Source organism: Leucobacter chinensis (assembly GCF_019049105.1).
In the GTDB taxonomy this organism is placed as follows: domain Bacteria; phylum Actinomycetota; class Actinomycetes; order Actinomycetales; family Microbacteriaceae; genus Leucobacter_A; species Leucobacter_A chinensis.
In genome coordinates, this window is the sequence record NZ_JAHQZR010000008.1 from 20003 (window position 1) to 41090 (window position 21088).

Annotated in this window: 23 protein-coding genes; 19 read left to right on the forward strand and 4 right to left on the reverse strand. The window is 62.4% G+C overall.

Annotated features, from left to right (window positions below; genetic code table 11):
• Positions 1 to 15: 15 nt before the first annotated feature.
• On the reverse strand, positions 16 to 1611 hold the full coding sequence (locus KTJ78_RS09655; RefSeq protein WP_217135125.1) for an acyl-CoA carboxylase subunit beta: 1596 nt from the start codon (positions 1609 to 1611) through the stop codon (positions 16 to 18).
• A 114-nt stretch (positions 1612 to 1725) separates the two neighbouring features.
• Between KTJ78_RS09655 and KTJ78_RS09660 the strand changes: the two genes are divergently transcribed.
• Genes KTJ78_RS09660 through KTJ78_RS09680 form a run of 5 tightly spaced genes read left to right on the forward strand, consistent with a single transcriptional unit; the run spans position 1726 to position 5147 of the window.
• A complete protein-coding gene (locus tag KTJ78_RS09660; protein WP_217135128.1) occupies positions 1726 to 2583 on the forward strand; it encodes a biotin--[acetyl-CoA-carboxylase] ligase in 858 nt (285 codons plus the stop codon).
• A gap of 14 nt (positions 2584 to 2597) precedes the next feature.
• On the forward strand, positions 2598 to 3317 hold the full coding sequence (locus KTJ78_RS09665) for a PH domain-containing protein (protein ID WP_217135130.1): 720 nt from the start codon (positions 2598 to 2600) through the stop codon (positions 3315 to 3317).
• Between the two features lie 45 nt (positions 3318 to 3362).
• Positions 3363 to 3842 carry an SgcJ/EcaC family oxidoreductase gene (locus KTJ78_RS09670; protein WP_217135132.1) on the forward strand — a complete coding sequence of 160 codons (480 nt, stop codon included), beginning with the start codon at positions 3363 to 3365 and terminating at the stop codon, positions 3840 to 3842.
• Positions 3843 to 3852: 10 nt separating this feature from the next.
• Positions 3853 to 4449 carry a YqaJ viral recombinase family protein gene (locus tag KTJ78_RS09675; protein WP_254259575.1) on the forward strand — a complete coding sequence of 199 codons (597 nt, stop codon included), beginning with the start codon at positions 3853 to 3855 and terminating at the stop codon, positions 4447 to 4449.
• A 2-nt stretch (positions 4450 to 4451) separates the two neighbouring features.
• Positions 4452 to 5147 (forward strand): response regulator transcription factor, encoded by a 696-nt coding sequence (locus KTJ78_RS09680; RefSeq protein ID WP_369808059.1) that lies wholly within the window; start codon positions 4452 to 4454, stop codon positions 5145 to 5147.
• On the opposite strand, the gene KTJ78_RS09685 is transcribed toward KTJ78_RS09680, so the two are convergent.
• On the reverse strand, positions 5144 to 5305 hold the full coding sequence (locus KTJ78_RS09685; protein WP_217135140.1) for a hypothetical protein: 162 nt from the start codon (positions 5303 to 5305) through the stop codon (positions 5144 to 5146). The genes KTJ78_RS09680 and KTJ78_RS09685 overlap by 4 nt on opposite strands.
• 216 nt (positions 5306 to 5521) lie before the next feature.
• Between KTJ78_RS09685 and rplJ the strand changes: the two genes are divergently transcribed.
• The 6 genes from rplJ (at position 5522) to rbfA (ending at position 11699) form a co-directional block, all read left to right on the forward strand.
• A complete protein-coding gene (gene rplJ, locus KTJ78_RS09690; RefSeq protein WP_217135142.1) occupies positions 5522 to 6031 on the forward strand; it encodes a 50S ribosomal protein L10 in 510 nt (169 codons plus the stop codon).
• A 69-nt stretch (positions 6032 to 6100) separates the two neighbouring features.
• On the forward strand, positions 6101 to 6484 hold the full coding sequence (rplL, locus tag KTJ78_RS09695) for a 50S ribosomal protein L7/L12 (protein WP_217135144.1): 384 nt from the start codon (positions 6101 to 6103) through the stop codon (positions 6482 to 6484).
• Between the two features lie 576 nt (positions 6485 to 7060).
• Positions 7061 to 8056 (forward strand): transcription termination factor NusA, encoded by a 996-nt coding sequence (gene nusA / locus KTJ78_RS09700; protein WP_217135146.1) that lies wholly within the window; start codon positions 7061 to 7063, stop codon positions 8054 to 8056.
• 12 nt (positions 8057 to 8068) lie between these two features.
• Positions 8069 to 8329 carry a YlxR family protein gene (locus KTJ78_RS13965; RefSeq protein ID WP_369808060.1) on the forward strand — a complete coding sequence of 87 codons (261 nt, stop codon included), beginning with the start codon at positions 8069 to 8071 and terminating at the stop codon, positions 8327 to 8329.
• A 76-nt stretch (positions 8330 to 8405) separates the two neighbouring features.
• Positions 8406 to 11201: a translation initiation factor IF-2 gene (gene infB / locus KTJ78_RS09710; protein WP_217135150.1), complete on the forward strand. Its 2796-nt coding sequence runs from the start codon at positions 8406 to 8408 to the stop codon at positions 11199 to 11201.
• Positions 11202 to 11270: 69 nt separating this feature from the next.
• Positions 11271 to 11699 carry a 30S ribosome-binding factor RbfA gene (gene rbfA / locus KTJ78_RS09715; RefSeq protein ID WP_217135152.1) on the forward strand — a complete coding sequence of 143 codons (429 nt, stop codon included), beginning with the start codon at positions 11271 to 11273 and terminating at the stop codon, positions 11697 to 11699.
• 8 nt (positions 11700 to 11707) lie between these two features.
• Here rbfA and KTJ78_RS09720 read toward each other — a convergent pair whose 3' ends face one another.
• Positions 11708 to 12595: an iron-sulfur binding domain-containing protein gene (locus KTJ78_RS09720; protein ID WP_217135153.1), complete on the reverse strand. Its 888-nt coding sequence runs from the start codon at positions 12593 to 12595 to the stop codon at positions 11708 to 11710.
• A gap of 94 nt (positions 12596 to 12689) precedes the next feature.
• On the opposite strand from KTJ78_RS09720, the gene truB reads away from it, so the two are divergent.
• The 6 genes from truB (at position 12690) to KTJ78_RS09750 (ending at position 18985) form a co-directional block, all read left to right on the forward strand.
• Entirely contained in the window at positions 12690 to 13691 is a 1002-nt protein-coding gene (gene truB, locus KTJ78_RS09725) for a tRNA pseudouridine(55) synthase TruB (RefSeq protein ID WP_217135155.1), read from the forward strand.
• On the forward strand, positions 13688 to 14062 hold the full coding sequence (locus KTJ78_RS09730) for a hypothetical protein (RefSeq protein ID WP_217135157.1): 375 nt from the start codon (positions 13688 to 13690) through the stop codon (positions 14060 to 14062). Before truB ends, KTJ78_RS09730 begins: the two co-directional genes overlap by 4 nt.
• A gap of 101 nt (positions 14063 to 14163) precedes the next feature.
• The gene (locus tag KTJ78_RS09735) at positions 14164 to 14547 is read left to right on the forward strand and encodes a hypothetical protein (RefSeq protein ID WP_254259582.1); all 384 of its coding nucleotides are present in this window, start codon (positions 14164 to 14166) and stop codon (positions 14545 to 14547) included.
• Positions 14544 to 15473 (forward strand): bifunctional riboflavin kinase/FAD synthetase, encoded by a 930-nt coding sequence (locus tag KTJ78_RS09740; RefSeq protein ID WP_217135160.1) that lies wholly within the window; start codon positions 14544 to 14546, stop codon positions 15471 to 15473. Before KTJ78_RS09735 ends, KTJ78_RS09740 begins: the two co-directional genes overlap by 4 nt.
• A 159-nt stretch (positions 15474 to 15632) precedes the next feature.
• A complete protein-coding gene (locus KTJ78_RS09745; RefSeq protein WP_217135162.1) occupies positions 15633 to 17924 on the forward strand; it encodes a DEAD/DEAH box helicase in 2292 nt (763 codons plus the stop codon).
• Between the two features lie 26 nt (positions 17925 to 17950).
• The gene (locus KTJ78_RS09750) at positions 17951 to 18985 is read left to right on the forward strand and encodes a 6-phosphofructokinase (protein WP_217135164.1); all 1035 of its coding nucleotides are present in this window, start codon (positions 17951 to 17953) and stop codon (positions 18983 to 18985) included.
• Between the two features lie 22 nt (positions 18986 to 19007).
• Here the strand turns inward: KTJ78_RS09750 and KTJ78_RS09755 are convergent, their stop codons facing one another.
• Positions 19008 to 19271: a mycoredoxin gene (locus tag KTJ78_RS09755; RefSeq protein WP_217135166.1), complete on the reverse strand. Its 264-nt coding sequence runs from the start codon at positions 19269 to 19271 to the stop codon at positions 19008 to 19010.
• A 191-nt stretch (positions 19272 to 19462) separates the two neighbouring features.
• Here KTJ78_RS09755 and KTJ78_RS09760 point away from each other — a divergent pair, with 191 nt between their 5' ends.
• Positions 19463 to 20794 (forward strand): inorganic phosphate transporter, encoded by a 1332-nt coding sequence (locus tag KTJ78_RS09760; protein WP_217135167.1) that lies wholly within the window; start codon positions 19463 to 19465, stop codon positions 20792 to 20794.
• A complete protein-coding gene (locus tag KTJ78_RS09765) occupies positions 20791 to 21081 on the forward strand; it encodes a hypothetical protein (RefSeq protein ID WP_217135169.1) in 291 nt (96 codons plus the stop codon). The genes KTJ78_RS09760 and KTJ78_RS09765 overlap by 4 nt, the downstream gene beginning before the upstream one ends.
• The last annotated feature ends 7 nt before the right edge of the window (positions 21082 to 21088 follow it).

Below are 21088 nucleotides of genomic sequence, written 5' to 3' on the forward strand. Positions count from 1 at the left end.
ACGTTGGCGTGCGGGTTACAGCGGAATGTTTCCGTGCTTTTTCGCTGGCTGCTCGGTGCGCTTGCCGCGCAGGCCGCGCAGCGCCTTGATGACGGCGAGGCGAGTACCGGCTGGTTCGAGCACGTTGTCGAGCTCACCGCGCTCTGCCGCGAGGAAGGGGCTTGCCACGTTGTAGGTGTACGCGTCTGAGAGCTCCTTGCGTAGCGCCTCGACGTCGCGCCCCTCGGCCTCGGCGGCCGCGAGCTCTTTACGGTACAGAATATTCACGGCACCCTGACCACCCATCACGGCGATCTCGGCGGTGGGCCAGGCAATGTTGATGTCGGCGCCCAGCTGCTTCGAGCCCATGACAATGTACGCCCCGCCGTAGGCCTTACGGGTGATGATCGTGACGAGCGGAACCGTTGCTTCTGCATAGGCGTAGAGCAGCTTGGCACCGCGGCGGATCACACCAGACCACTCCTGCTCGGTTCCCGGGAGGTAGCCGGGCACGTCGACGAGGGTGAGAATGGGAATCGAGAACGAGTCGCAGAAGCGAACGAAGCGTGCGGCCTTCTCGCCGGCGTCGATGTTGAGCGTTCCCGCCATCGCGTTGGGCTGGTTGGCGATGATGCCAACCGTGCGGCCTTCGACGCGGCCGAAACCGATGACGATGTTCGGGGCGAAGAGCGCCTGAACCTCGAGAAACTCACCCGAGTCGAGAATCGCCTCGATGATGGTCTTCATATCGTAGGGCTGGTTCGGGCTGTCGGGAATGACCATGTTGAGCTTGCGGTCGGCATCGGTGATCTCGAGCGCGGTATCGGTGTCGTAGATCGGCAGCTCTGCAAGGTTGTTGTCGGGCAGGTAGCCGAGCAGGTTGCGCGCATAGTCGAGCGCGTCATGCTCGTCGCTCGCGAGGTAGTGCGAGACACCGCTCGTCTCGTTGTGCGTTCGTGCGCCGCCGAGCTCTTCAAAGCCGACCTCTTCGCCCGTGACCGTCTTGATGACGTCGGGGCCCGTCACGAACATGTGACTCGTCTTGTCGACCATGATGACGAAGTCGGTCAGGGCCGGTGAGTAGACCGCGCCGCCGGCCGCTGGGCCCATGACGATTGAGATCTGGGGAATGACGCCAGAAGCCATCGTGTTGAGGCGGAAGATTTCACCGTACTTGCCGAGTGCTACGACACCCTCCTGAATGCGGGCGCCGCCCGAGTCAAGAATGCCGATGATGGGCACGCCATTCGTCATCGCGTTTTCCATCGCCTTGACGATCTTCTCGCCGGCGACCTCGCCGAGCGATCCGCCAAAGGTGGTGAAGTCTTGTGAATAGACGACAACCTGGCGGCCGTGAATCGTGCCGGCGCCGGTGACCACTGCGTCACCGAAGGGGCGTGATTGCTCCATGCCGAAAGCGGTGGTGCGGTGACGCACGTACTTATCGAACTCGACGAACGAGCCAGGATCGAGAAGCTCATTGATGCGCTCGCGGGCAGTCATCTTGCCGCGGGGGTGCTGCTTTGCGGCAGCGTGCGCGTCACGATCGCCTACCGCTTCTTGGTACTTGCGACGGTGATCTGCAATTTTATCGGCCGTGGTCTGAGGCTGAGTAGGGTTCACATCATTCACGTCAGCCAGCCTACCGTGGCGCCCATGCGTCGCGGGGGAGTGAACCGCTCAAGCATTCGAGTTTTCATTGGTCGATGCCCACAAAAATGAGGTCGAAGCCCTAGGCTTGTGAACGTGAAATTGCAGCAGACCCGCGCGCTCGGCGCTCCCGTGTACTGGTTTGACGAGACTCCATCGACCAACGTGACCCTCGAAGCGTTGTGGCGCGACGACAATGCACTGCCAGACGGTGCGCTCGTGCTGACGGGGCATCAGACCGCGGGACGGGGCAGGCAAGGCCGAGGCTGGCAGACGCCTCCCGGTAAGTGCCTCGCCGCCTCTGTGCTCGTGCGCGGTTTCGTCGGCCTCGAAGCGAGTTGGCTGCCGCTCGTCGCGGGGGCAGCGGTGGTGTTGGCCACCGAGCCGGTCTTCGCGAGCGAGCGTCGGGTTGCCGTGAAATGGCCGAACGACGTGCACATGATGCGCGAGGTCGAGATCGATGCGCCCGGAGCGGCAGCCGAGACCGAAATGCGGCTCGGGAGCAAACTCAACGGCATCCTTTGTCAGCTTCTGCCCGATGGCAGCGCGATTATTGGCGTGGGAACGAACCTCTTTCTCACGAACGAGGAGCTCCCGACCGAGCGGGCCGGCTCATGGTTATCCGAGGGGGCCGAATTACGCGGCGCAACGCAGCTGGCCGATGCCGAGGGCGAGCGCATCGCCGACGAATACCTCGTGCGCTACCTCACCGAGCTTCGTAGGCTCGTCTCGCTCGCGCGAACCCGCCCCTCGGCGCTCATCGACGAGGTCTCTCGACACTCGGCGACCCTGGGTACCCGGGTGCGCGTTCACCTGCCGGGGGGCGAGCAGGTTGTGGGAAGAGCAAGGGCGCTCGAGAGCGACGGGGCACTCACGGTAGCGCGCGACGATGGTGGCCTGCTCACGGTGCACGCGGGTGATGTTGAACATGTTCGCGAGGCTTCAGCCAACTAGTGTTGAATGGCATCATGAGTTCTAAGCCTCCCGCCAGCGATGTGGCACAGCGCCTCGACGAGGTCCTGGCTGCACCCGCACACATGCAGCTGGGCGAGCTGAAGGTACTGACCCTGCGCAGGCAGGCGAGGCATCTCTTTTGGTCGGCACTCATTGTGATCGCGACCTGCGGCGTGGTTCCGTTCTACGCGGGCAGCTTCAATGAAGAGTGGAAAAACTGGGCGGTGCTCGGCGGAGGAGCACTCGTGGTCTTCCTCTTCGTGCTCGTTCCGTTCTTCCGCTGGCTTGGCCGCACCACGGTCGTAACGACGAAGCGTGTGATCGTGCGCTCCGGTGTGCTCTCCCGCGACCGCAGCGAGGTGCCGTTCACGCAGATTCGTGAACTCACCGTAAAGCGCGGGCTTTTTCAGCGGATCTTTGGCGCGGGCAATATCGTGCTGCAGTCGGCAGGCGCCGATCCGTTTGTGCTCTTTAACGTGCCCAGGGTTAAGAGTGTCGCGCAGTCGTTGCAGGAGCTCGTCGAGTGGCAGTATGCCTCGCAGCAGTTTCTCGCGGCGCAAGGCGGTCAAGGGTATGGCGCTCCCGGCTACGGCGCCCCAGGGTATGCGGGCCAGGGCTATGGCGCCCCAAGCTACCCGTACCCGAGTCACCCTTTTCCGGGCAACACGTACCCCGGCCAGGGGCAGACATCGGCAAACGACGGCGGATCGCCGGTGAGTTTCGCCCAGGGGTAACGGGCACGCGGCAGACGAACAGCAACAAAGAAGTAAGGGGCACCCATGCAGTCACCAGCAATGGTCGTTTCAGAATGGCAGGCGGCGTGGAACGCCGGCGATGCCGAGAAGCTCTCGCAGCTCTTCGCCGAAGACGCTGACTTCGTGAACGTCGTCGGGCTCTGGTGGCATGATCGTGACAGTATTCGCGAGGAGCACCACTTCGGGTTCACGAAGATTTTTCCTGGCTCGGTGATTGAGATGGGCGAGCCTCGCGTGCGGGAGCTCGGCCCAGACGCCGCCGTTGTGCAGAGCAAGTGGAGCCTTGCTGGCCAGGTCTCGCCAGAGGGCGAGCAGGCGGGGGCGCGCGACGGCATCTTCACTTTCGTCGTCGAACGGAGGCAAGCGGGGTGGATCACGGTGACCGCCCACAACACCGACATCGTGCCCGGCACCCAGACCCACGTGAACCGGGAAGGCGAACGCTCGACCGTGCACTACCGTGAAAAGCGCTCGGTCAGCGACTCCTCACCATCTCAGCAATAAGATGGCTCTGATGAATACCCAGCCTCTGAAGTCGCGTTCGTACCTTGACCGTGTCGTAGCCGATGGCACGAACCGGGCCGAGTGGTTGCGTGCGAGATCACGGGGCATCACGGCCACCGACGCGGCGAAGCTCTCGACCCCGAAGTCGGTCGAGCAAGTCGCGTGGAACAAGCTGTACGGCTCGGGCTTCACCGGCAACGCCTTCACCGAACACGGCAAGCGCAGGGAGCCAGAGATCGCTGACTGGGTACTCAAGGAGTACGACATCACCTCGAGCCAGGCGCTCTTTCACGCGCCAACCGACATGCGTCACCTCGCGACGCCCGACGGCATCGGTGAGCGCGATGGCGGGGCGCTTGAGCTCGCCGAAATTAAGACCACGAACAAGCCCTGGCGCTCGATTCCGAAGCACTACCTGCGCCAAATCTGGTGGCAGCAGTACGTGCTCGGCGCCGAGCGAACCCTCATGGTGTGGGAGGAACATCGTGACTTCGTGCCCGTCGGCGACCCGCAGTGCCGCTGGGTCGATCGCGACGACGCCGAGATCGAGCGGCTGCTCGGCCTCGTCGACCAGGTCATTCGAACGCTGATCGTGAGAACGAGTTGAACGTGCCGCTCAGAGCGCTCGTTGTCGATGACGAGGCCTCGATCCGCACCCTGCTTGAGCTCGCGCTGAGGCACGAGGGATTCATCGTCGAGACGGCCGCGACCGGTGCCGAGGCGATCGTCAAAGAGGCCGAATTCGCCCCCGACGTGATCGTGCTCGACATCATGCTGCCCGACTTCGACGGCATGCAGGTGCTCTCGAAGCTGCGCGCATCGGGCAGTGAGGTGCCCGTCGTGTTTCTCACCGCCAAGACCGACGTACAAGACCGGGTCGCGGGGCTCACCGCCGGTGGAGACGACTACGTCGTGAAGCCCTTCAGCCTCGAAGAGCTGAGCGCGAGACTCCGCGCGGTCGTGAGGCGTGCGCGGCGCTTCGGCGACCCCGACGACGCCGTGATACGGGTTGGCGACCTCGTGCTCAACGAAGAAACCTACGAGGTGTCGCGAGGCGGCGACCCCATCGAACTCTCAACGACCGAGTTCGAACTCTTGCGCTATCTCATGCGCAACCCCGACCGCGTGCTCTCGAAGCCCCAGATTCTCGACCGGGTGTGGAGCTACGACTACGAGGGCAAGCAGACCATTGTCGAGCTCTACATCTCGTACCTGCGCAAGAAGATCGACGCCGGGCGCGACTCGATGATCCGCACGGTGCGCGGATCAGGGTACATGCTGCGCACGCCGCAGGGCGAGGGCTAGCGCCCCGCTTCCTGGCTGCGGGTGTGGCAGTGTGCTGCGGGCTGCGGGTTGCGGGTTGCGGGTTGCGGGTTGCGGGCTGCGGGCTGCGAGGTCTGAGCTCCGGGCTCCGGGCTCCGGGCTCCGGGCTCGGGGTCGAGCTTGCGCACGCTGCCGCGCATCGTGTATTCTGATCCTTGGCCAAAGACCGCCGGTAGTGATCCGCAACGATCTCGGAACGTTCACGCAAGTGAAGACCAGCGCAGGTACGAAAGTGATGATTCTCCCTCTGTGGTGCAATCGGAAGCTCCGTGCATGCGTGCCGGAGCTTTTTTAGTTTCGGTCCGCGGCCCGCGAACGACACCCGTTGTTCGTGTTTCGACAAGCTAGGGAGCGCCATGGCGACAAAGGAAGCTTCGGTAGCGGCTCTTCAGAAGAAATTCGAAGAGTCAACCGCTGTCCTGCTCACCGAGTACCGCGGTCTCACCGTTGGAGAAATGCGTGAACTGCGCAACTCCATTCGTGAGCACGCATCGTACGCCGTGGCGAAGAACACGCTGACCAAGATTGCCGCAAACAACGCAGGCATCACCGCATTTGACGACCAGCTCGAGGGCCCTTCGGCCATCGCGTTCGTTCACGGTGATCCGGTTGCTGTTGCAAAGGGTCTGCGCGACTTCGCCAAGGCACACCCTCTTCTGGTAGTGAAGGGTGGTTTCTTCGACGGAAACCCCATCTCTGCCGACGAGGTCAACAAGCTTGCCGAGCTCGAGAGCCGCGAGGTGCTGCTGGCCAAGGCCGCCGGCGCCATGAAGGCATCGCTGTTCGGTGCTGCACAACTGTTCAACGCCCCGCTCGCACAGGCCGCTCGCGGCTTCGGCGCGCTGCGTGACAAGCAGGATGCGTAAGCCCTACGGCTCACGCAGAACAAGCAACAATTTAGCCCGACTTCAGGGCACCATTTAAGGGAGAAAACAATGGCAAAACTGTCAACTGAAGAGCTGCTCGAGCAGTTCAAGGAGCTTACCCTCATCGAGCTCTCAGAGTTCGTTAAGGCATTCGAGGAGACCTTCGAGGTCTCGGCTGCAGCTCCCGTAGCTGTTGCTGCTGCACCTGCTGCAGGTGGCGGCGAGGCTGCTGCTGAAGAGAAGACCGAGTTCGACGTCATTCTCGAATCAGCTGGCGACAAGAAGATCCAGGTTATTAAGGCTGTTCGCGAGATCACCAGCCTTGGCCTCGGCGAGGCAAAGGCTCTCGTTGAAGAGGCTCCGAAGCCTGTGCTCGAGGGCGCAAGCAAGGAAGATGCAGAAGCTGCTAAGACCAAGCTCGAAGAGGCTGGCGCTGGCGTTAAGCTTGCATAAGTTTTCGCTTCACGCGATAACGGGTGGTGCTCCGAAAGGGGCACCACCTTTTTCTTTGCCCGGGGCACCCGTACCCCGTCTCGCCCTTCGTGCCTTTCGTGCCTTTCGTGCCTTTCGTGCCCTTCGCGCTCTTCGCCCTCCCGCCCCCGTCGTGTGGTCACTTCCACCCATCGAGTGGTCAAAAAGTGTCGAAATTATCCCCGATAATCGACACTTTTTGACCACTCGATGACGCATCGGGGTGAGAAAGGCGGGTTGGCCCGGAGCTGAAGCGGATCCGCCAGAAAAACCTGCACGCTGAGCGTCGCAGCGTGTCCCGTGCCACTATGACCCGCGTGCCGCGTGCCGGGCCGCGGGGCAGTCGGGCCGCCGGGTTGCGGGGCCGCCGGGTCGCGGGGCCGCCGGGCAGTCGGGTTGCGGGGCCGCCGGGCCGCCGGCATCGTCCAGGGTTTAGAACCACGGGGTGCCAAAATCTAGTAGACTTTTCACCTTACCGCTGGGATGCAGCCCCGCGCCGCAGGTCACGATGGCGGCGCATGGCGCAGCGGGCAACATTTGAATACTTAGGAGGCCACCGTGCAGATACCGCTCACAGAGCTCAGGGGAATTGAACGCGAGCGTGAGATTCCCTTCGGTGAACTCATCGAAATTATTGAACTTGCGATTCAGCAGGCATACGTCAAGCACGCACTCGAGCGTGGGCTCGGCACCATCGATGCCGAAGACGTGAGCGTGACCGTCGACCGTAAGAGCGGCGCCGTGAGCGTGCTCGTTCCAGAGCGCGACGCTGACGAGAACGTCATTGGCCAGGCTCCAGTGAACATGGATGACTTCGGGCGCATCGCCGCGGGGGCCGCGAAGCAGGTTATCTCGCAGCGCCTCAGGGACATCGCCGACGACGTTGTGCTCGGCGAGTTCCGCAACAAAGAGGGCGAGATCGTTTCGGGCGTCGTGCAGCAGGGGCCAAACCCGCGCATGGTGCACGTTGATCTCGGCACGATCGAGGCAATCTTGCCTCCCGAAGAGCAGGTGCCGGGTGAGGACTACTCGCACGGCGCGCGCATTCGCGTGTACATCACGTCGGTCGCCAAGGGGCTGAAGGGCCCGCAGGTGATCGTTTCGCGCACGCACCCGCAGCTCGTGCGCAAGCTCTTCGCACTGGAGGTTCCCGAGATTGCCGACGGCACGGTTGAGATTGTGTCGCTCGCGCGCGAGGCAGGCCACCGCTCGAAGGTTGCCGTGAAGTCGAATGATCCTGCGATCAACGCTAAGGGAACCTGCATCGGCGAGATGGGGCGTCGCGTGCGTGCCGTCATGGCCGAGCTCGGCGAAGAGAAGATTGACATTGTCGACTACTCGCCGAACCTCACGACCTTCGTGGCTAACGCGCTTTCGCCGGCAAAGGTGACCGACACCTTCATGCTGAACGAAGACCTCAAACAGGTTCGCGCGCTCGTGCCCGATTTCCAGCTCTCGCTCGCGATCGGCAAAGAGGGGCAGAACGCCCGTCTCGCCGCGAAATTGACCGGGGCAAAAATCGACATTCAGCCAGACTCAGTGATGGATGAATAAGTAGCTGGTACGATGGAAGCGATCCGATCTTGCGTTGGGTGCGGTGTGCGCGCTTCGAGGGGCTCTTTGCTCCGAGTCGTGGAGCGCAATGGCCGTGTAGTGATCGATGAGGGGGCTTGTCTTCCTGGTCGTGGCGCATGGCTTCACCGCAGCCGAGCATGTATCGAACGAGCGATGACCCGCGGGGGCTTCCCGAGGGCGTTGCGGGTGTCAGTCAAACTCGACACCGCCGAACTAGAGAACAGGCTAGAAACGATGATGGACAACTCATGAGTGGCTCAAAATGAGGCCCGTCAAATAACTATGGTTCCCGCTGCTGTCTAGCGTGAACCACCTAGACAGGAGAGAAGTGGCAAACCCACGCGTACACGAAATTGCTGCCGAATTGGGCATTGAAAGCAAGGTCGTACTAGCAAAACTTGAAGAGATGGGTGAGTTCGTGAAAGCGAGCTCTTCCAGCGTTGCGCCTCCGGTTGCACGCAAAGTCAAAAACCTTTTGAAAGAATCGGGCGTCACGAGCGGTTCAGACGCTCAAGGCGAGGCAAAGCCACAGGCAAAGCCAAGCCCCGCGAAGCCCGGTGCCGCAAAGCCTGGCGCTGCGAAGCCCGGGTCGGCGAAGCCCGGTGCCGCAAAGCCAGCCGCTGCCAAGCCCGCAAACGCGAAGCCAGTGAGCCCCGCGGCAGCCAACAAGGCTGCCGAGAAGCCCGCTGAGAAAGCAACTCCCGCGGCAAAGCCTGCCGCACAGAAGCCTGCTGCGGCTGACGCACAGGCATCCGCTCCGAAGCCAGGCGGCCCGAAGCCCGCGGCTGCAAAGCCCGGCGCTGCGAAGCCAGCTGATGCCAAGGGGCAGGCACCACGTCCCGGCAATAATCCGTTTTCGACGAACCAGGGTATGGCGATTCCTCGCCCGCCGCGTCCCGGTAACAACCCGTTCTCGTCGAGCCAGGGCATGGGCAAGCGCCCGAACCCCGGAAACATTCCGCGCCCACAGGCTCCACGCCCAGGTTCACCTCGCCCCGGCGCTCCACGCCCCGGTCAGGGTGGCGGCGGCAGGCCACGCCCGGGTGCTCCGCGCCCAGGGCAGGGACAAGGCCAGGGTCAGGGGCAGGGCCAGGGCGCACGCCCAGGTCAGGGCGGTGGCCCCGGTGGCTTCGGCGCTCCACGCCCAGGCGGCGGCTTCCCAGGTCGCGGCCGTCCCGGCCGTGGCGCAGGTACCGCTGGCGCGTTTGGCCGTGGCGGGTCGAAGGGCAAGGCGCGCAAGTCGAAGCGGGCAAAGCGGCAAGAATTTGAGATGCGCGAGGCACCGTCGATTGGTGGCGTTCAGGTACCACGCGGCAACGGATCAACTCCGATCCGCCTTCGCCGAGGCGCATCACTTGCCGATTTCGCTGACAAGATCGATACGAGCGCCTCAAACCTCGTGACGATTCTCTTTCACCTCGGTGAAATGGCAACGGCAACCGAGTCGCTTGACGAGTCGACCTTCGAGATTCTCGGAGACGAGCTCGGCTACAAGATTCAGGTCGTTTCGCCAGAAGACGAAGACCGCGAGCTGCTCGAGGGCTTCGACATCGATATCGAGGCTGAGCTTGAAGAAGAGAGCGACGACGTTCTCGAGGCACGCCCACCGGTCGTGACCGTGATGGGTCACGTTGACCACGGTAAGACGAGCCTGCTCGATGCGATTCGCAAGGCAGACGTTGGGGGCGGCGAGGCCGGTGGCATCACCCAGCACATCGGTGCTTACCAGGTGCACACCACGCACGACGGCAACGACCGTGCGATCACCTTCATCGATACCCCGGGTCACGAGGCGTTCACCGCTATGCGTGCTCGTGGTGCCCAGGTTACCGACATCGCGATCCTCGTGGTTGCGGCCGATGACGGCATCATGCCGCAGACGATTGAGGCGTTGAACCACGCGCAGTCGGCCGGCGTGCCGATCGTTGTCGCAGTGAACAAGGTCGATAAAGACGGTGCAAACCCAGCCAAGGTGCGTCAGCAGCTCACCGAGTTCAACCTCGTCGCTGAAGAGTACGGTGGCGACGTCATGTTCGTCGACGTTTCGGCGAAGCAGGGCATGGGCATCAACGAACTGCTCGACGCAGTGCTGCTCACCGCCGACGCTGGTCTCGACCTGCGCGCGAACCCCGATAAAGAGGCTCGTGGCGTCGCGATTGAGGCGAAGCTCGACAAGGGCCGCGGTGCTGTTGCAACCGTGCTCATCGAGTCGGGTACGCTGCGCGTTGGTGACGCGATCGTCGCAGGCATGGCCTACGGCCGTGTGCGCGCCATGAGTGACGAGAACGGTGACGCCGTGCTCGAGGCAGGGCCTTCACGCCCCGTGCTCGTTCAGGGCCTGTCGACCGTGCCACGCGCTGGTGACTCGTTCATCGTGACGAGCGAAGACCGCACCGCACGCCAGATCGCTGAGAAGCGTGAGGCTGCAGAGCGTAACGCACAGCTCGCGAAGGCACGCAAGCGCATCAGCCTTGAAGACTTCACGAAGGCACTTGAAGATGGCAAGGTTGAGGCACTCAACCTCATCATCAAGGGTGACGTTTCGGGTGCTGTTGAGGCACTGGAAGAGTCGCTCATGAAGATCGAGGTCGACGACTCGGTTCAGCTGCGTATTCTGCACCGCGGTGTTGGTGCGATTACCGCCAGCGACATCGACCTTGCAACGATCGACAACGCCATTGTCATCGGCTTCAACGTGCGCCCCGACGTCAAGGCTCGCGAGCGTGCAGCACGCGAGGGTATCGACATTCGTTTCTACAACGTGATCTACAGCGCTCTCGAAGACATCGAGAACTCGCTGAAGGGCATGCTGAAGCCAGAATACGAAGAGGTGCAGTCGGGCGTCGCCGAGATTCGCGAAGTGTTCCGCTCATCGAAGTTCGGCAACATTGCCGGCGTTATCGTGCGCAGCGGCACCATCACTCGAAATGCCAAGGCTCGCGTGATTCGCAACGGCGTTGTTCTCGCCGACGGTCTCGCGATCGAGTCACTGCGTCGCTTCAAGGATGACGTTACTGAGGTGAAGACCGACTACGAATGTGGTATCGGCCTCGGCACCTTCAACGACATTCAAGAGGGTGACGAAATCGAAACCACAGAGATGGTTGAGAAGCCCCGCGATTAATCACGATTGAGAGGGGGCGGGGCACACCGCCCCGCCCCCTCTTTTTCTATCTCAGATAGGAGAACAGCAATGACTAGCCCACGCGTAGGGAAAGTTGCTGAGCGTATTCAGCAGATTCTGTCGCTTCGCCTGCAAAAGGGTCTTCGTGATCCGAGGCTTGGCTTCGTCACCATCACTGACGTGCGGGTGACCGGTGACCTGCAGCACGCGAGCGTGTTCTACACCGTGTACGGTACCGACGAAGAGCGTGCAGACTCGGCCGCGGCCCTCAAAGCGGCGACCGGTATGCTGCGCAGCGAGGTCGGCCGAGAGCTCGGCATTCGTCTGACGCCCACGCTCGAGTTCATCGCCGACGAGCTGCCTGAAAACGCGCAGCAGATGACGACGCTGCTCGACGAGGCGAAGCGCCGCGACGCAGAGGCGGCAGAGCTTGCAAAGAACGCCTCATACGCGGGCGATGAGCACGCGTACAAGAGCGACGAGACCGAGAACGACTAGAACGCGACTTACGGCAGCTGCAGTTCTTCGCCCTGACGCACGATGAGCCCATCGCTCACGAGTGATGCAAGGGCGCGCGTTGGCTGCTCGTCGTCGCTGAGCGGCCCCGAACGGGCCGCTTCGAGGGCCTCGGCTGGGAAGACCCCGGCCGAGGCCTTTCGCATGAGCGCCATGATGCGGCCTCGCACCTGCCGGTCGCTACCGTCAAAGCGGGCCTGCTTTGGGCGCTTCTCTGGCGCGTTGTCTGGGTAGCCAGCTGCAGCCCAGCGGCACGAATCGGCAATGGGGCAGACCTCGCAGCGTGGCGCGCGTGCCGTGCAAATGACGGCACCGAGCTCCATGATGGCCGCGTTGAAGGTGGCCGCTTCGGCACGGTCATGAGGCAAAATCTCTTCGAGGTCGGCGAGATCGCGGTCGGCGGGCATGCCTGCCTGCGCGATGCCGTGCCGCGCTCTTGCGAGCACCCTGCGTGTGTTCGTGTCGACGACCGGGTGACGCTCGCCGTAAGCGAAGGCTGCCACGGCCCTGGCCGTGTAAGTGCCGACGCCGGGAAGCGCGAGGAGGGCTTCGACGTCGCTCGGCACCACGTTGTCGTGCTCGGTCGCAATGATCTCGGCCGTGCGGTGAAGCCACAGCGCTCGCCTCGGGTAGCCGAGGCGATCCCACGCTTTGACCGCCTCGCCCGGCGCCTCGGCCGCGAGCTGGGCAGCAGATGGCCAGCGCTCGATCCACATTTGCCATCGCGGCGCGACGCGTTCGACCTGTGTCTGCTGCGACATGAATTCTGAAACGAGCACACCCCACGCGGTCACCTCGGGGTGACGCCAGGGCAGGGGCCTCGCTTCAGCGCGAAACCAGGTGTTCAGGCGCTGTGAAAGGTCGTCATCAGAAAGCACGCAACTACCCTACTGCGTGGGCGCCGTCTTGGCCTGTCAGGTGCTGCGTGCGATACCATCGACACCGGTACAAACGAGTGTGAACGGAGCCGCGATGGTCAACGGAATTCTCTTCGTCGATAAAGATGAGGAGTGGACGAGTCATGACGCCGTCGCCAAAGCGCGAAGGGTGCTCGGTACCCGCAAGGTCGGGCACGCGGGCACGCTCGACCCCATGGCCACCGGCCTGCTCACGCTCGGGGCGGGGCCGTCAACGAGGCTGCTCACCCACATGGTCGGGCTCGACAAAACCTACACGGCGACGATTCGCTTGGGTGAGGCGACGTTGAGCGATGACCGCATGAGCGAGGTGACTGAGACCGCGCCAGAAGGGGCTGTCGAAGCCCTTACCGCCGAGCGGATCGAAGCCGCAGTCGAGTTGTTGCGTGGCGATATTACACAGGTTCCGAGCAAAGTGAGCGCCATTCGGGTTGATGGCAAACGCTCGTACGACCGGGTGCGCTCTGGCGAAGAGGTCGAGCTCAAAGGCCGCCCCGTCACGATCTTCGCGTTCGTTGTTCACGAGTTGCGCCAGGCAAAAGGATCGGCCGGCCAGCCCGTGCTCGATCTCGACGTCACGGTGCACTGCTCGTCAGGAACCTACATTCGGGCGCTCGCACGCGACCTGGGCTCAGAGCTCGGGGTTGGCGGGCACCTGACGGCGCTGCGTCGCACCGCCGTGGGGCCGTTTCGCCTGGCAGACCACCGTGAACTGGAAGCCCCTCTGCTCGGCGACGAAGCGCGGGCGTCACGGCGTACCCCCGTCACGGTTGACGCTGTCACGACCAAGGGCCTCGCTGACGGGCACGGGGCTGAGAGCGCGGTCACGCCGACAGCGGTCGCGAGAGCGCTCTTTGACGTCATCGAGCTTGATGAGCAGCGTGCGATCGACCTGTCGAATGGCAAGCGGCCCGATGCGGATCGCGACGATGTTGCGCTTGCGGCTGCGATAGGACCGGAAGAGTGGCTCGTTGGCCTCGTGTCGGTGGTTAAGGGCAGAATCAAAGCGGTGACCAACTTTCCAGCGCCGTCAACGAATGAGAAAGGCCAGCAATGATCCACTGGTATGCCGTGATAACGATGATCGTCTCGTTCATCGGCGCGGTGCTTTCACTCGGGGTGTTCACCACGAAGCGGGGGCCCAATGACTTTTCGATCTTGCCGGTCGTCGCGACCGCGGTGCTGCTCGTTGTGCAAGTGATCATCATGATCGTCGCACCGCTCACCGGCAACCCTGCCGAGGGCGACATGCTCGAGATCTGGATGTATATGATCGTTGCCGTTGCGCTTCCCATCGGTACCGGTATTTGGGCGCTCGTTGACAAGACGAAGTGGGCCAATCTTGTGCTGTCGGTCATGCAACTTGCCGTGCTCGTGATGACGTGGCGCATGCTCGTACTGTGGTTTGGAACACCGTCAGGCTTCTAAACACACAGAAGCGTTACACTTGGGGCGTGTCATCTGAAATCCTTTCGCAACAGAACGAGCCGCACTCACACGAGAAGGGCGAGGGTTCTGACGCCGAACGGTTGACCGGGCTGGCCAAGGTGCTCATTGCCGTGTACCTTGTGCTGGCGGTTGCCGCGACGTTCAGATCGGTTTACCAAATCCTGACGAAGTTCGACGAAGCCCCACTCGCGTACGTGCTCTCGGCCGTTGCCGGTGTGGTGTACATCGTGGCATCGATCGCGCTCATTAAACGCCGTGGCGTGTGGCGCAAGGTCGCCTGGGTCGCGCTGAGCTTCGAGCTCATCGGTGTCGTTGTTGTGGGTGTTCTGAGCGTGACGGCCCCGAGCCTCTTTGCTCACCCCTCGGTCTGGTCTGGCTTCGGCTCTGGCTATGGCTATATTCCCCTGGTGCTGCCGGTGCTCGGCCTCATTTGGCTCGCCCGCACAAGAAAGAGTGGTTCATGACCCGTTCGAGCGTCATTGCAATAGGCAAGTTCGAGGGCGTGCACCGAGGCCACCAGCATATTCTTGCTCGGCTCATTGAAGAGGCGGCAGCGCGCGACGCCGAGGCGGTCGTGTTTACATTCACGCAAAACCCCCTGAGTTACCTCAACCCGGCCAAGTGCCCGAAGCCACTCATGAGCCCCGAACAGCGGGCCCAGACGTTGCTTGATGTTGGCATCGACCGGGTGATCATGGTCGATTTCGACGAGCCCTTTGCGACGCTGAGCCCTGAAGCCTTTGTGAAGCAGGAGCTCGTCGGGGCAAATCACGTCACTCACGTGATCGTTGGCGATGACTTTCGCTTCGGTTCAAAGGCAGCCGGCACGCCCGAGGTGCTCGCCGAGCTCGGAAAAGAGCTTGGCTTCAGCGTCGAGGTTATTGATGAGGTTGCCGACGCCGAGTTTGGCCGTATCTCATCGAGCCGCATTCGCCAGGCGCTCGACGAGGGTGACGTCGAGCTTGCGGCCAGACTGCTGGGTGCGCCGCACCAGGTTCGTGGCCTTGTCGTTCACGGCGATGCCCGTGGGCGTGAACTCGGTTTTCCGACAGCGAACTTGGGTCCCTTTGACGGGGCTACACAGGTCGACGGCTATGTGCCTGCCGACGGCGTGTATGGCGGCATCGCGATGGTTCAGGGTGAGCCCGTGGTTGCTGCAATCTCGGTTGGCAACAACCCGACGTTTACCCCCGAGGGGCAGTCGCGGGTCGAAGCCTATCTGCTCGACTTCGAGGGCGATATTTACGGTGAAGAGATCACCATCGACTTCACGCACCGCATTCGTGACATGGTCGCCTTTACGGGCATCGAAGCGCTCATCGAAACGATGAACAACGATGTTGCTCGGGTGCGCGACCTCGTACAGTTCGAGCTTGAACACGAAGACTAAACGCTCCTGATCACTCGCCCAAGTTGGTGACGTATCCTGTAAGCTGAATGCGACCCTCCTGGTCGCCGTTCGACGAACGAGTCAGGCCAGGGCGCTCATTCTTTCTTTCGTGACAAAGTTTTGTGTCACGCACGCTCGCACCACAGCATCAGGAGACGTATGTCTGACAAACCCGAAGCGGTCGAACCCTCAGTCGAAGAACGAGTTGATTCGCTCGCACGTGAACTCGCGGCTGCCGCGGGTACCGGGGAAGGGGCTTCGAAGACCCCGAAAGAGGAGCAAACCGCGAAGGCCGACCAGGGCGCACGCTCAAGGTCGCGTCAGGGCGGCCGCCAGACGAACCAGCAGACGAAGAACTCGTCGAACGCGAAGGCAACGAAGCGCAAGCACACCCACAACGAGGGCATTATTCCGTTGCTTGCCCGTGCCGTGCGCGAGGTCGAGGCCGGTGCTCAACGCGGCAAAGCAAACGCACAAATTCGTACGAAGTTTCACGTCATCGCGCTGCTTATGCGCGAAGAGCTCAGTCGGGTGCGCAGCGACGAGAGCGTGAGTGACGCCGAGCGCGCCGAGACCCTGAAGCGGCTTGATGGGGTCGCCGGTATTCTCGCGAAGTCAGCGGCGCGCGACACGAGTCTCATCACGCTGCTTGAGCCAGACGCTCCCGTCTCTGACGCGACGCGTGCGCTCAAGCGCAAGATGCTCGTTCAGGCTGGTTCACCGGTGCCTGAAGAAGATCTCAAGGTTGAGCCAAAGAAGCGGCTCGTGCCAGAAGAGCTTGTCGAGCGGCAGGTGCGGCCACAGGGAATCGAGCAGCGTTTGCTCGCGAGCCCGTTTCTTGCTCCCGATCTCGAGCCCAAAGCGAAGCCAACGCCTGCCGTGCGGCTCGCGAACTGGGAGCTGCTTGGGCCACTGCTCAAGAGCTTCGAGCAGGGCGGCGGCGGGTACGCCTGCATGCAGTTGCCAGAGGCGCCCGTGGTCGATCATATTTCTCCCCGTGGCCTCGAACTGATGATGCACCAGTCACGCTTTGTCGAGTCGGTGCGCGAGGGCCATCGAAGCTTCTTACTTGCTGATGAGCCGGGCCTCGGCAAGACCGCGCAGTCGGCCATAGCGGCTTCGGTCGCTGACGCCTACCCGCTGCTCGTCGTGGTGCCAAACGTCGTCAAAATGAACTGGGCACGCGAGGTTGAACGGTGGACCCCGAATCGACGCGCTACCGTGATTCACGGTGACGGCAAAGAGGTCGACGCCTTCGCAGACGTATTCATCGTGAACTACGAGATTCTCGATCGCCACCTCAGCTGGATTCAGGACTTTGGGTTCAAGGGTATGGTCGTCGACGAGGCGCACATGATCAAGAACACGCAGTCGCAGCGCTCACGAAACGTGCTCTCGATCGCCCAACGCATCAAGGAGCGCACGCCGGGCAATAACCCGCTGCTCATCGCCCTCACGGGTACCCCGCTCATCAACGACGTTGACGATTTCAGGGCCATCTGGCGCTTCCTGGGGTGGACCGACGCTGAAAAGCCGGGCCCCGAACTTATGGCTCGCCTCGAGCACCTCGGCTACACGCCGGCCGACTCGGCCTTCTACCCGAACGCTCGTGAACAGGTCATTGAAATGGGCATCGTGCGCCGTCGCAAGATCGATGTCGCGACTGACCTTCCCGCCAAGCGCATCGTCGACATGCCCGTCGAACTCGATGAAGAAGAGGGCAAGGGCATTCTCGCGGCCGAGGCGCAGCTGCGCGATCGTCTGCTCGCAAACTACGACCGTACGAAGTCGGGCCGTCTCGGGGCAGAACTCAGTGACGCCTCGATCATTCGCATGATCTGTGCGCAGGAGCTTGAAGACTCGAACGCACAGAGCGGCCTCAACGTGTTTACGATGGTGCGCGAGATCGGCCAGGCAAAAGCCGGGCTCGCCGCCGATTATGCGGCGCAGCTCGCGCGCTCGGTTGGCAAGGTCGTCTTCTTTGCGAAGCACATCGACGTGATGGATCGAGCCCTGCACGATTTCGCCGAGCGCGGCATCGGCACGACGACGATTCGCGGTGACCAGACCGCGCAGGCACGCCAAGAGGCGATTGACCGCTTCAATAACGACCCAGAGGTGCAAATCATCGTTTGCTCGCTCACCGCGGCTGGCGTCGGGGTCAACCTGCAAGCGGCGTCGAACGTGGTGCTTGCAGAACTCAGCTGGACCGACGCAGAGCAGACGCAGGCGATCGACCGCGTGCACCGCATCGGGCAGGAAGAGCCCGTGACCGCATGGCGTATCGTCGCGGCGCAAACGATCGATGCCCGCATCGCCGAGCTCATCGACAGCAAGGCGGGCCTCGCAGCGCGTGCGCTCGATGGGGCCGAGGCCAAGAGCGAAGACGACGATTCGGTGCAGTTGCTCACGCTCATGAGCGTGCTCGAGCAAGCTATCGCCGCCAGATAACGCTGGCGTGGGGCTAAGCTCGTGGTATGCGAATTGGTCTTCTCTGCTCAGGTGGCGATAGCCCGGGAATGAACGCGGCTATTCGAGGCGCGGTCTTGCGCGGCGTCGATTGGCACGGCCATGAAATGGTCGGGTTTCGCGACGGCTGGCGTGGTTTTCTCGACGGCGACGAGATCGTGCTTGATCGTAGCGCGGTGAGGGGTATCTCGCCTCTCGGCGGTGTCATCATCGGCACGAGTCGTGTGAACCCCTTCACCTCGTGGGAGGGTGAACCCGAAGACTACGACCGCATTCGCTCCCTCATGAGCCGTTCGGGTGTCGACGCGCTCATGCTCATCGGTGGCGAGGGCACGCAAACGGTTTCTGGCATGCTGCACCGCAACGGCATTCCCGTCATTGGCCTGCCCAAGACGATCGATAATGATCTCGAGGGTACCGACGCGACGTTTGGTTTTGACACCGCGGTTGGCATCGCGACCGAGGCGATCGACCGGCTTCGCACGACGGGTGAGTCGCATAAGCGGTGCATGGTTCTTGAGGTGATGGGTCGAAACGCGGGGTGGATCGCGCTGCACTCTGGCATCGCCGGCGGTGCGCACCTCATGCTCATCCCAGAGCGGCCAGAAACGCTCGAGCAGGTCTGTGCCTGGGTGCAGCACGTGCATGATCGTGGCCGCGCCCCGCTCGTGGTTGTTGCCGAGGGCTTTACGCTCGAGGGTCACGACACCGTGACGCAGCAGGGCGCTGACGCTGTTGGCAGGGAACGCCTCGGCGGGGTCGGCGAGGTGCTCGCTCCGCTCATCGAGCAGTGCACCGGTATTGAGACGCGAGCGACGGTGCTCGGCCACGTACAACGAGGCGGATCGCCGAGCGCCTTTGATCGCGTACTCGCGACGCGCACCGGCATCGCCGCAGCTGACGCCGCCGAGAACGGCCAGTGGGGCGTCGTGACGGCGCTGAAGGGTGACCGCATCGTGCTCACACCCCTCGCCGAGGTCTCTGGCAGAACGAAGACGGTTCCCGACGAGCGCTACGACGAGGTGCGGGTCACGTTCGGTTAGCGACTCGGCAAGGCCGGGTTCGCTAGATGCGTGCCTTTACCTCTGCGAGCGAGGGGTTCGTCGCTGCGGTTCCGTCGGCAAAAATGACGGTGGGCACCGTCTGGTTGCCCCCGTTGAGGGCTTCGACGAGTTCGGGTGTGCCGGGGGTGTGCTCGATGTTCACCTCGGTGTAGCCGATGCCCTCGTGGTCGAGCATCGTTTTGAGGCGCCTGCAGTAGCCGCACCAGTCGGTTGAGAACATCGTGATGGCGCCCTGTTCGGGCAGAAAATCGTTGACTTCACTCATGATTTGCTCCTAGGTTGTAGCCTTGGTTTTTTCGTTTACCTACTGTTCACCTTCGGTACGTGGTTCCAGCTTGACCGACCGCTTAGTGAGGTGGGAATATGTGCAGAGGTTCCTTTTGGTATGCCTGGTGTTCACTCGCCATTCATTCAAGAGTTCCGATCGCTAGGTTACTTGCCACACGAAAGATACCGTTGGATTTCACACTCATTGTGCTGCTAGTTATTGCGCTAGCCCTGTTTTTTGACTTCACGAACGGATTCCACGATACCGCGAATGCGATGGCTACCCCCATCGCGACCGGTGCGCTGAAACCCAAAACGGCGGTGCTCTTAGCCGCGGTGCTCAACCTTATTGGTGCGTTCCTCTCTACTGAAGTCGCGAAGACGATCTCGGGTGGCATCATCAACGAGGGCGATGGGGGAGTGCTGATCACCCCCGAGCTCATCTTCGCAGGCCTCCTGGGCGCGATCGTTTGGAACCTCGTGACCTGGCTGTACGGCTTGCCCTCGAGCTCTTCACACGCCCTCTTCGGCGGCCTCATTGGTGCCGCGGTTGTTGGCGCCGGTGTCACCGCGATTAACGGTGGCGGCGTGCTCTCAAAGGTGCTCATTCCCGCCGTTGCGGCGCCGCTCACCGCGGGGCTCGTTGCCTTCACCGCAACGAAGGTCGCGTATGCCATCACTCGGCGTCACGACGGTAAGCCCGACGGGCGCGGCCACTTTCGCTACGCTCAGATCGCCTCGTCGTCACTCATCGCGCTTGCCCACGGCACGAACGATGCGCAGAAGACGATGGGCATCATTACCCTCACGCTCATTGCGTCGGGGCACCAAGAGGCAGGAACGGGCCCGCACCTCTGGGTTATCGTCGCCTGTGCCCTCGCTATTGCCATCGGCACGTACTCGGGTGGCTGGCGCATCATTCGTACGCTCGGTTCGGGTTTGACCGAGGTGAAACCAGCTCAGGGCTTTGCGGCTGAGACCTCGACGGCAGCGACGATTCTTGCCTCGACCCACCTCGGTTTCGCTCTGTCGACCACGCAGGTCGCCTCAGGCTCGGTGATCGGCTCGGGCCTTGGCCGCCGCGGATCAACGGTTCGCTGGCGCACCGCGGGCCGTATTGGCCTCGGCTGGCTGATGACGCTTCCCGCTTCGGCCGCCATTGGCGCCATTGCGGCGCTGATCGCCCATCTTGGTACCGTCGGTCTGATCATTGACGCGGTGATTGGACTCGGTGTAATCCTGTTCATCTTCTGGCGCTCGAGCCGTAACAAGGTGCACGCTGGAAACGCTGTTCCCGTTCCAGACGTTGCCGAGTCGGGCCACGCTATTCGCATCAAGCAGGCGAAGGTTCGCCGCGTGAAGACCGAGACCGGCACGCTGCCCCCGCTCACGAACATCGCAATGTCGGCAGCGACCGAAGACAAGGAGCGCAAGCGTGCTCTGAAAGCTGCGCAGAAGGCCGCGAAAGAAGCTGCGAAGCGCGAGAAAAAAGAACGTAAGCAGAACGGTACAAACAAATGATCGACTGGCTCGCCTTTATCCAGGTGTTTCTCGCAGCGATTCTTGCTTCTTCGGGAGTCGTTGCTCTCTACTCGTTGGGTATTCGCTTTCTCGCCATGCCGGGGCCCAAGGTCATTCGTGAAGACGGTACGTTCGAACCAGACGGCCCAGCCCGTGACGACGAAGACGATGACGTGGTCGAGATTGGTCGCCCCAAATGGGCAACCGTTGCCGCAAACGTGTGCTTCATCGCCTCGGTGTTGTGCGTCGTCGTGGGCATCTACCTCATCGTTCCAGCGCTTCACTGACGAACCC

Excerpts from the sequence above, each read along its gene's own strand:
- KTJ78_RS09665 (WP_217135130.1), top strand. The coding sequence starts at position 2,598 with ATGAGTTCTAAGCCTCCCGCCAGCGATGTGGCACAGCGCCTCGACGAG.
- KTJ78_RS09670 (WP_217135132.1), top strand. The coding sequence starts at position 3,363 with ATGCAGTCACCAGCAATGGTCGTTTCAGAATGGCAGGCGGCGTGGAAC.
- KTJ78_RS09675 (WP_254259575.1), top strand. The coding sequence starts at position 3,853 with ATGAATACCCAGCCTCTGAAGTCGCGTTCGTACCTTGACCGTGTCGTA.
- KTJ78_RS09685 (WP_217135140.1), bottom strand. The coding sequence starts at position 5,305 with ATGCGCGGCAGCGTGCGCAAGCTCGACCCCGAGCCCGGAGCCCGGAGC.
- rplJ (WP_217135142.1), top strand. The coding sequence starts at position 5,522 with ATGGCGACAAAGGAAGCTTCGGTAGCGGCTCTTCAGAAGAAATTCGAA.
- rplL (WP_217135144.1), top strand. The coding sequence starts at position 6,101 with ATGGCAAAACTGTCAACTGAAGAGCTGCTCGAGCAGTTCAAGGAGCTT.
- KTJ78_RS13965 (WP_369808060.1), top strand. The coding sequence starts at position 8,069 with ATGGAAGCGATCCGATCTTGCGTTGGGTGCGGTGTGCGCGCTTCGAGG.
- rbfA (WP_217135152.1), top strand. The coding sequence starts at position 11,271 with ATGACTAGCCCACGCGTAGGGAAAGTTGCTGAGCGTATTCAGCAGATT.
- truB (WP_217135155.1), top strand. The coding sequence starts at position 12,690 with ATGGTCAACGGAATTCTCTTCGTCGATAAAGATGAGGAGTGGACGAGT.
- KTJ78_RS09730 (WP_217135157.1), top strand. The coding sequence starts at position 13,688 with ATGATCCACTGGTATGCCGTGATAACGATGATCGTCTCGTTCATCGGC.
- KTJ78_RS09740 (WP_217135160.1), top strand. The coding sequence starts at position 14,544 with ATGACCCGTTCGAGCGTCATTGCAATAGGCAAGTTCGAGGGCGTGCAC.
- KTJ78_RS09745 (WP_217135162.1), top strand. The coding sequence starts at position 15,633 with ATGTCTGACAAACCCGAAGCGGTCGAACCCTCAGTCGAAGAACGAGTT.
- KTJ78_RS09750 (WP_217135164.1), top strand. The coding sequence starts at position 17,951 with ATGCGAATTGGTCTTCTCTGCTCAGGTGGCGATAGCCCGGGAATGAAC.
- KTJ78_RS09755 (WP_217135166.1), bottom strand. The coding sequence starts at position 19,271 with ATGAGTGAAGTCAACGATTTTCTGCCCGAACAGGGCGCCATCACGATG.
- KTJ78_RS09765 (WP_217135169.1), top strand. The coding sequence starts at position 20,791 with ATGATCGACTGGCTCGCCTTTATCCAGGTGTTTCTCGCAGCGATTCTT.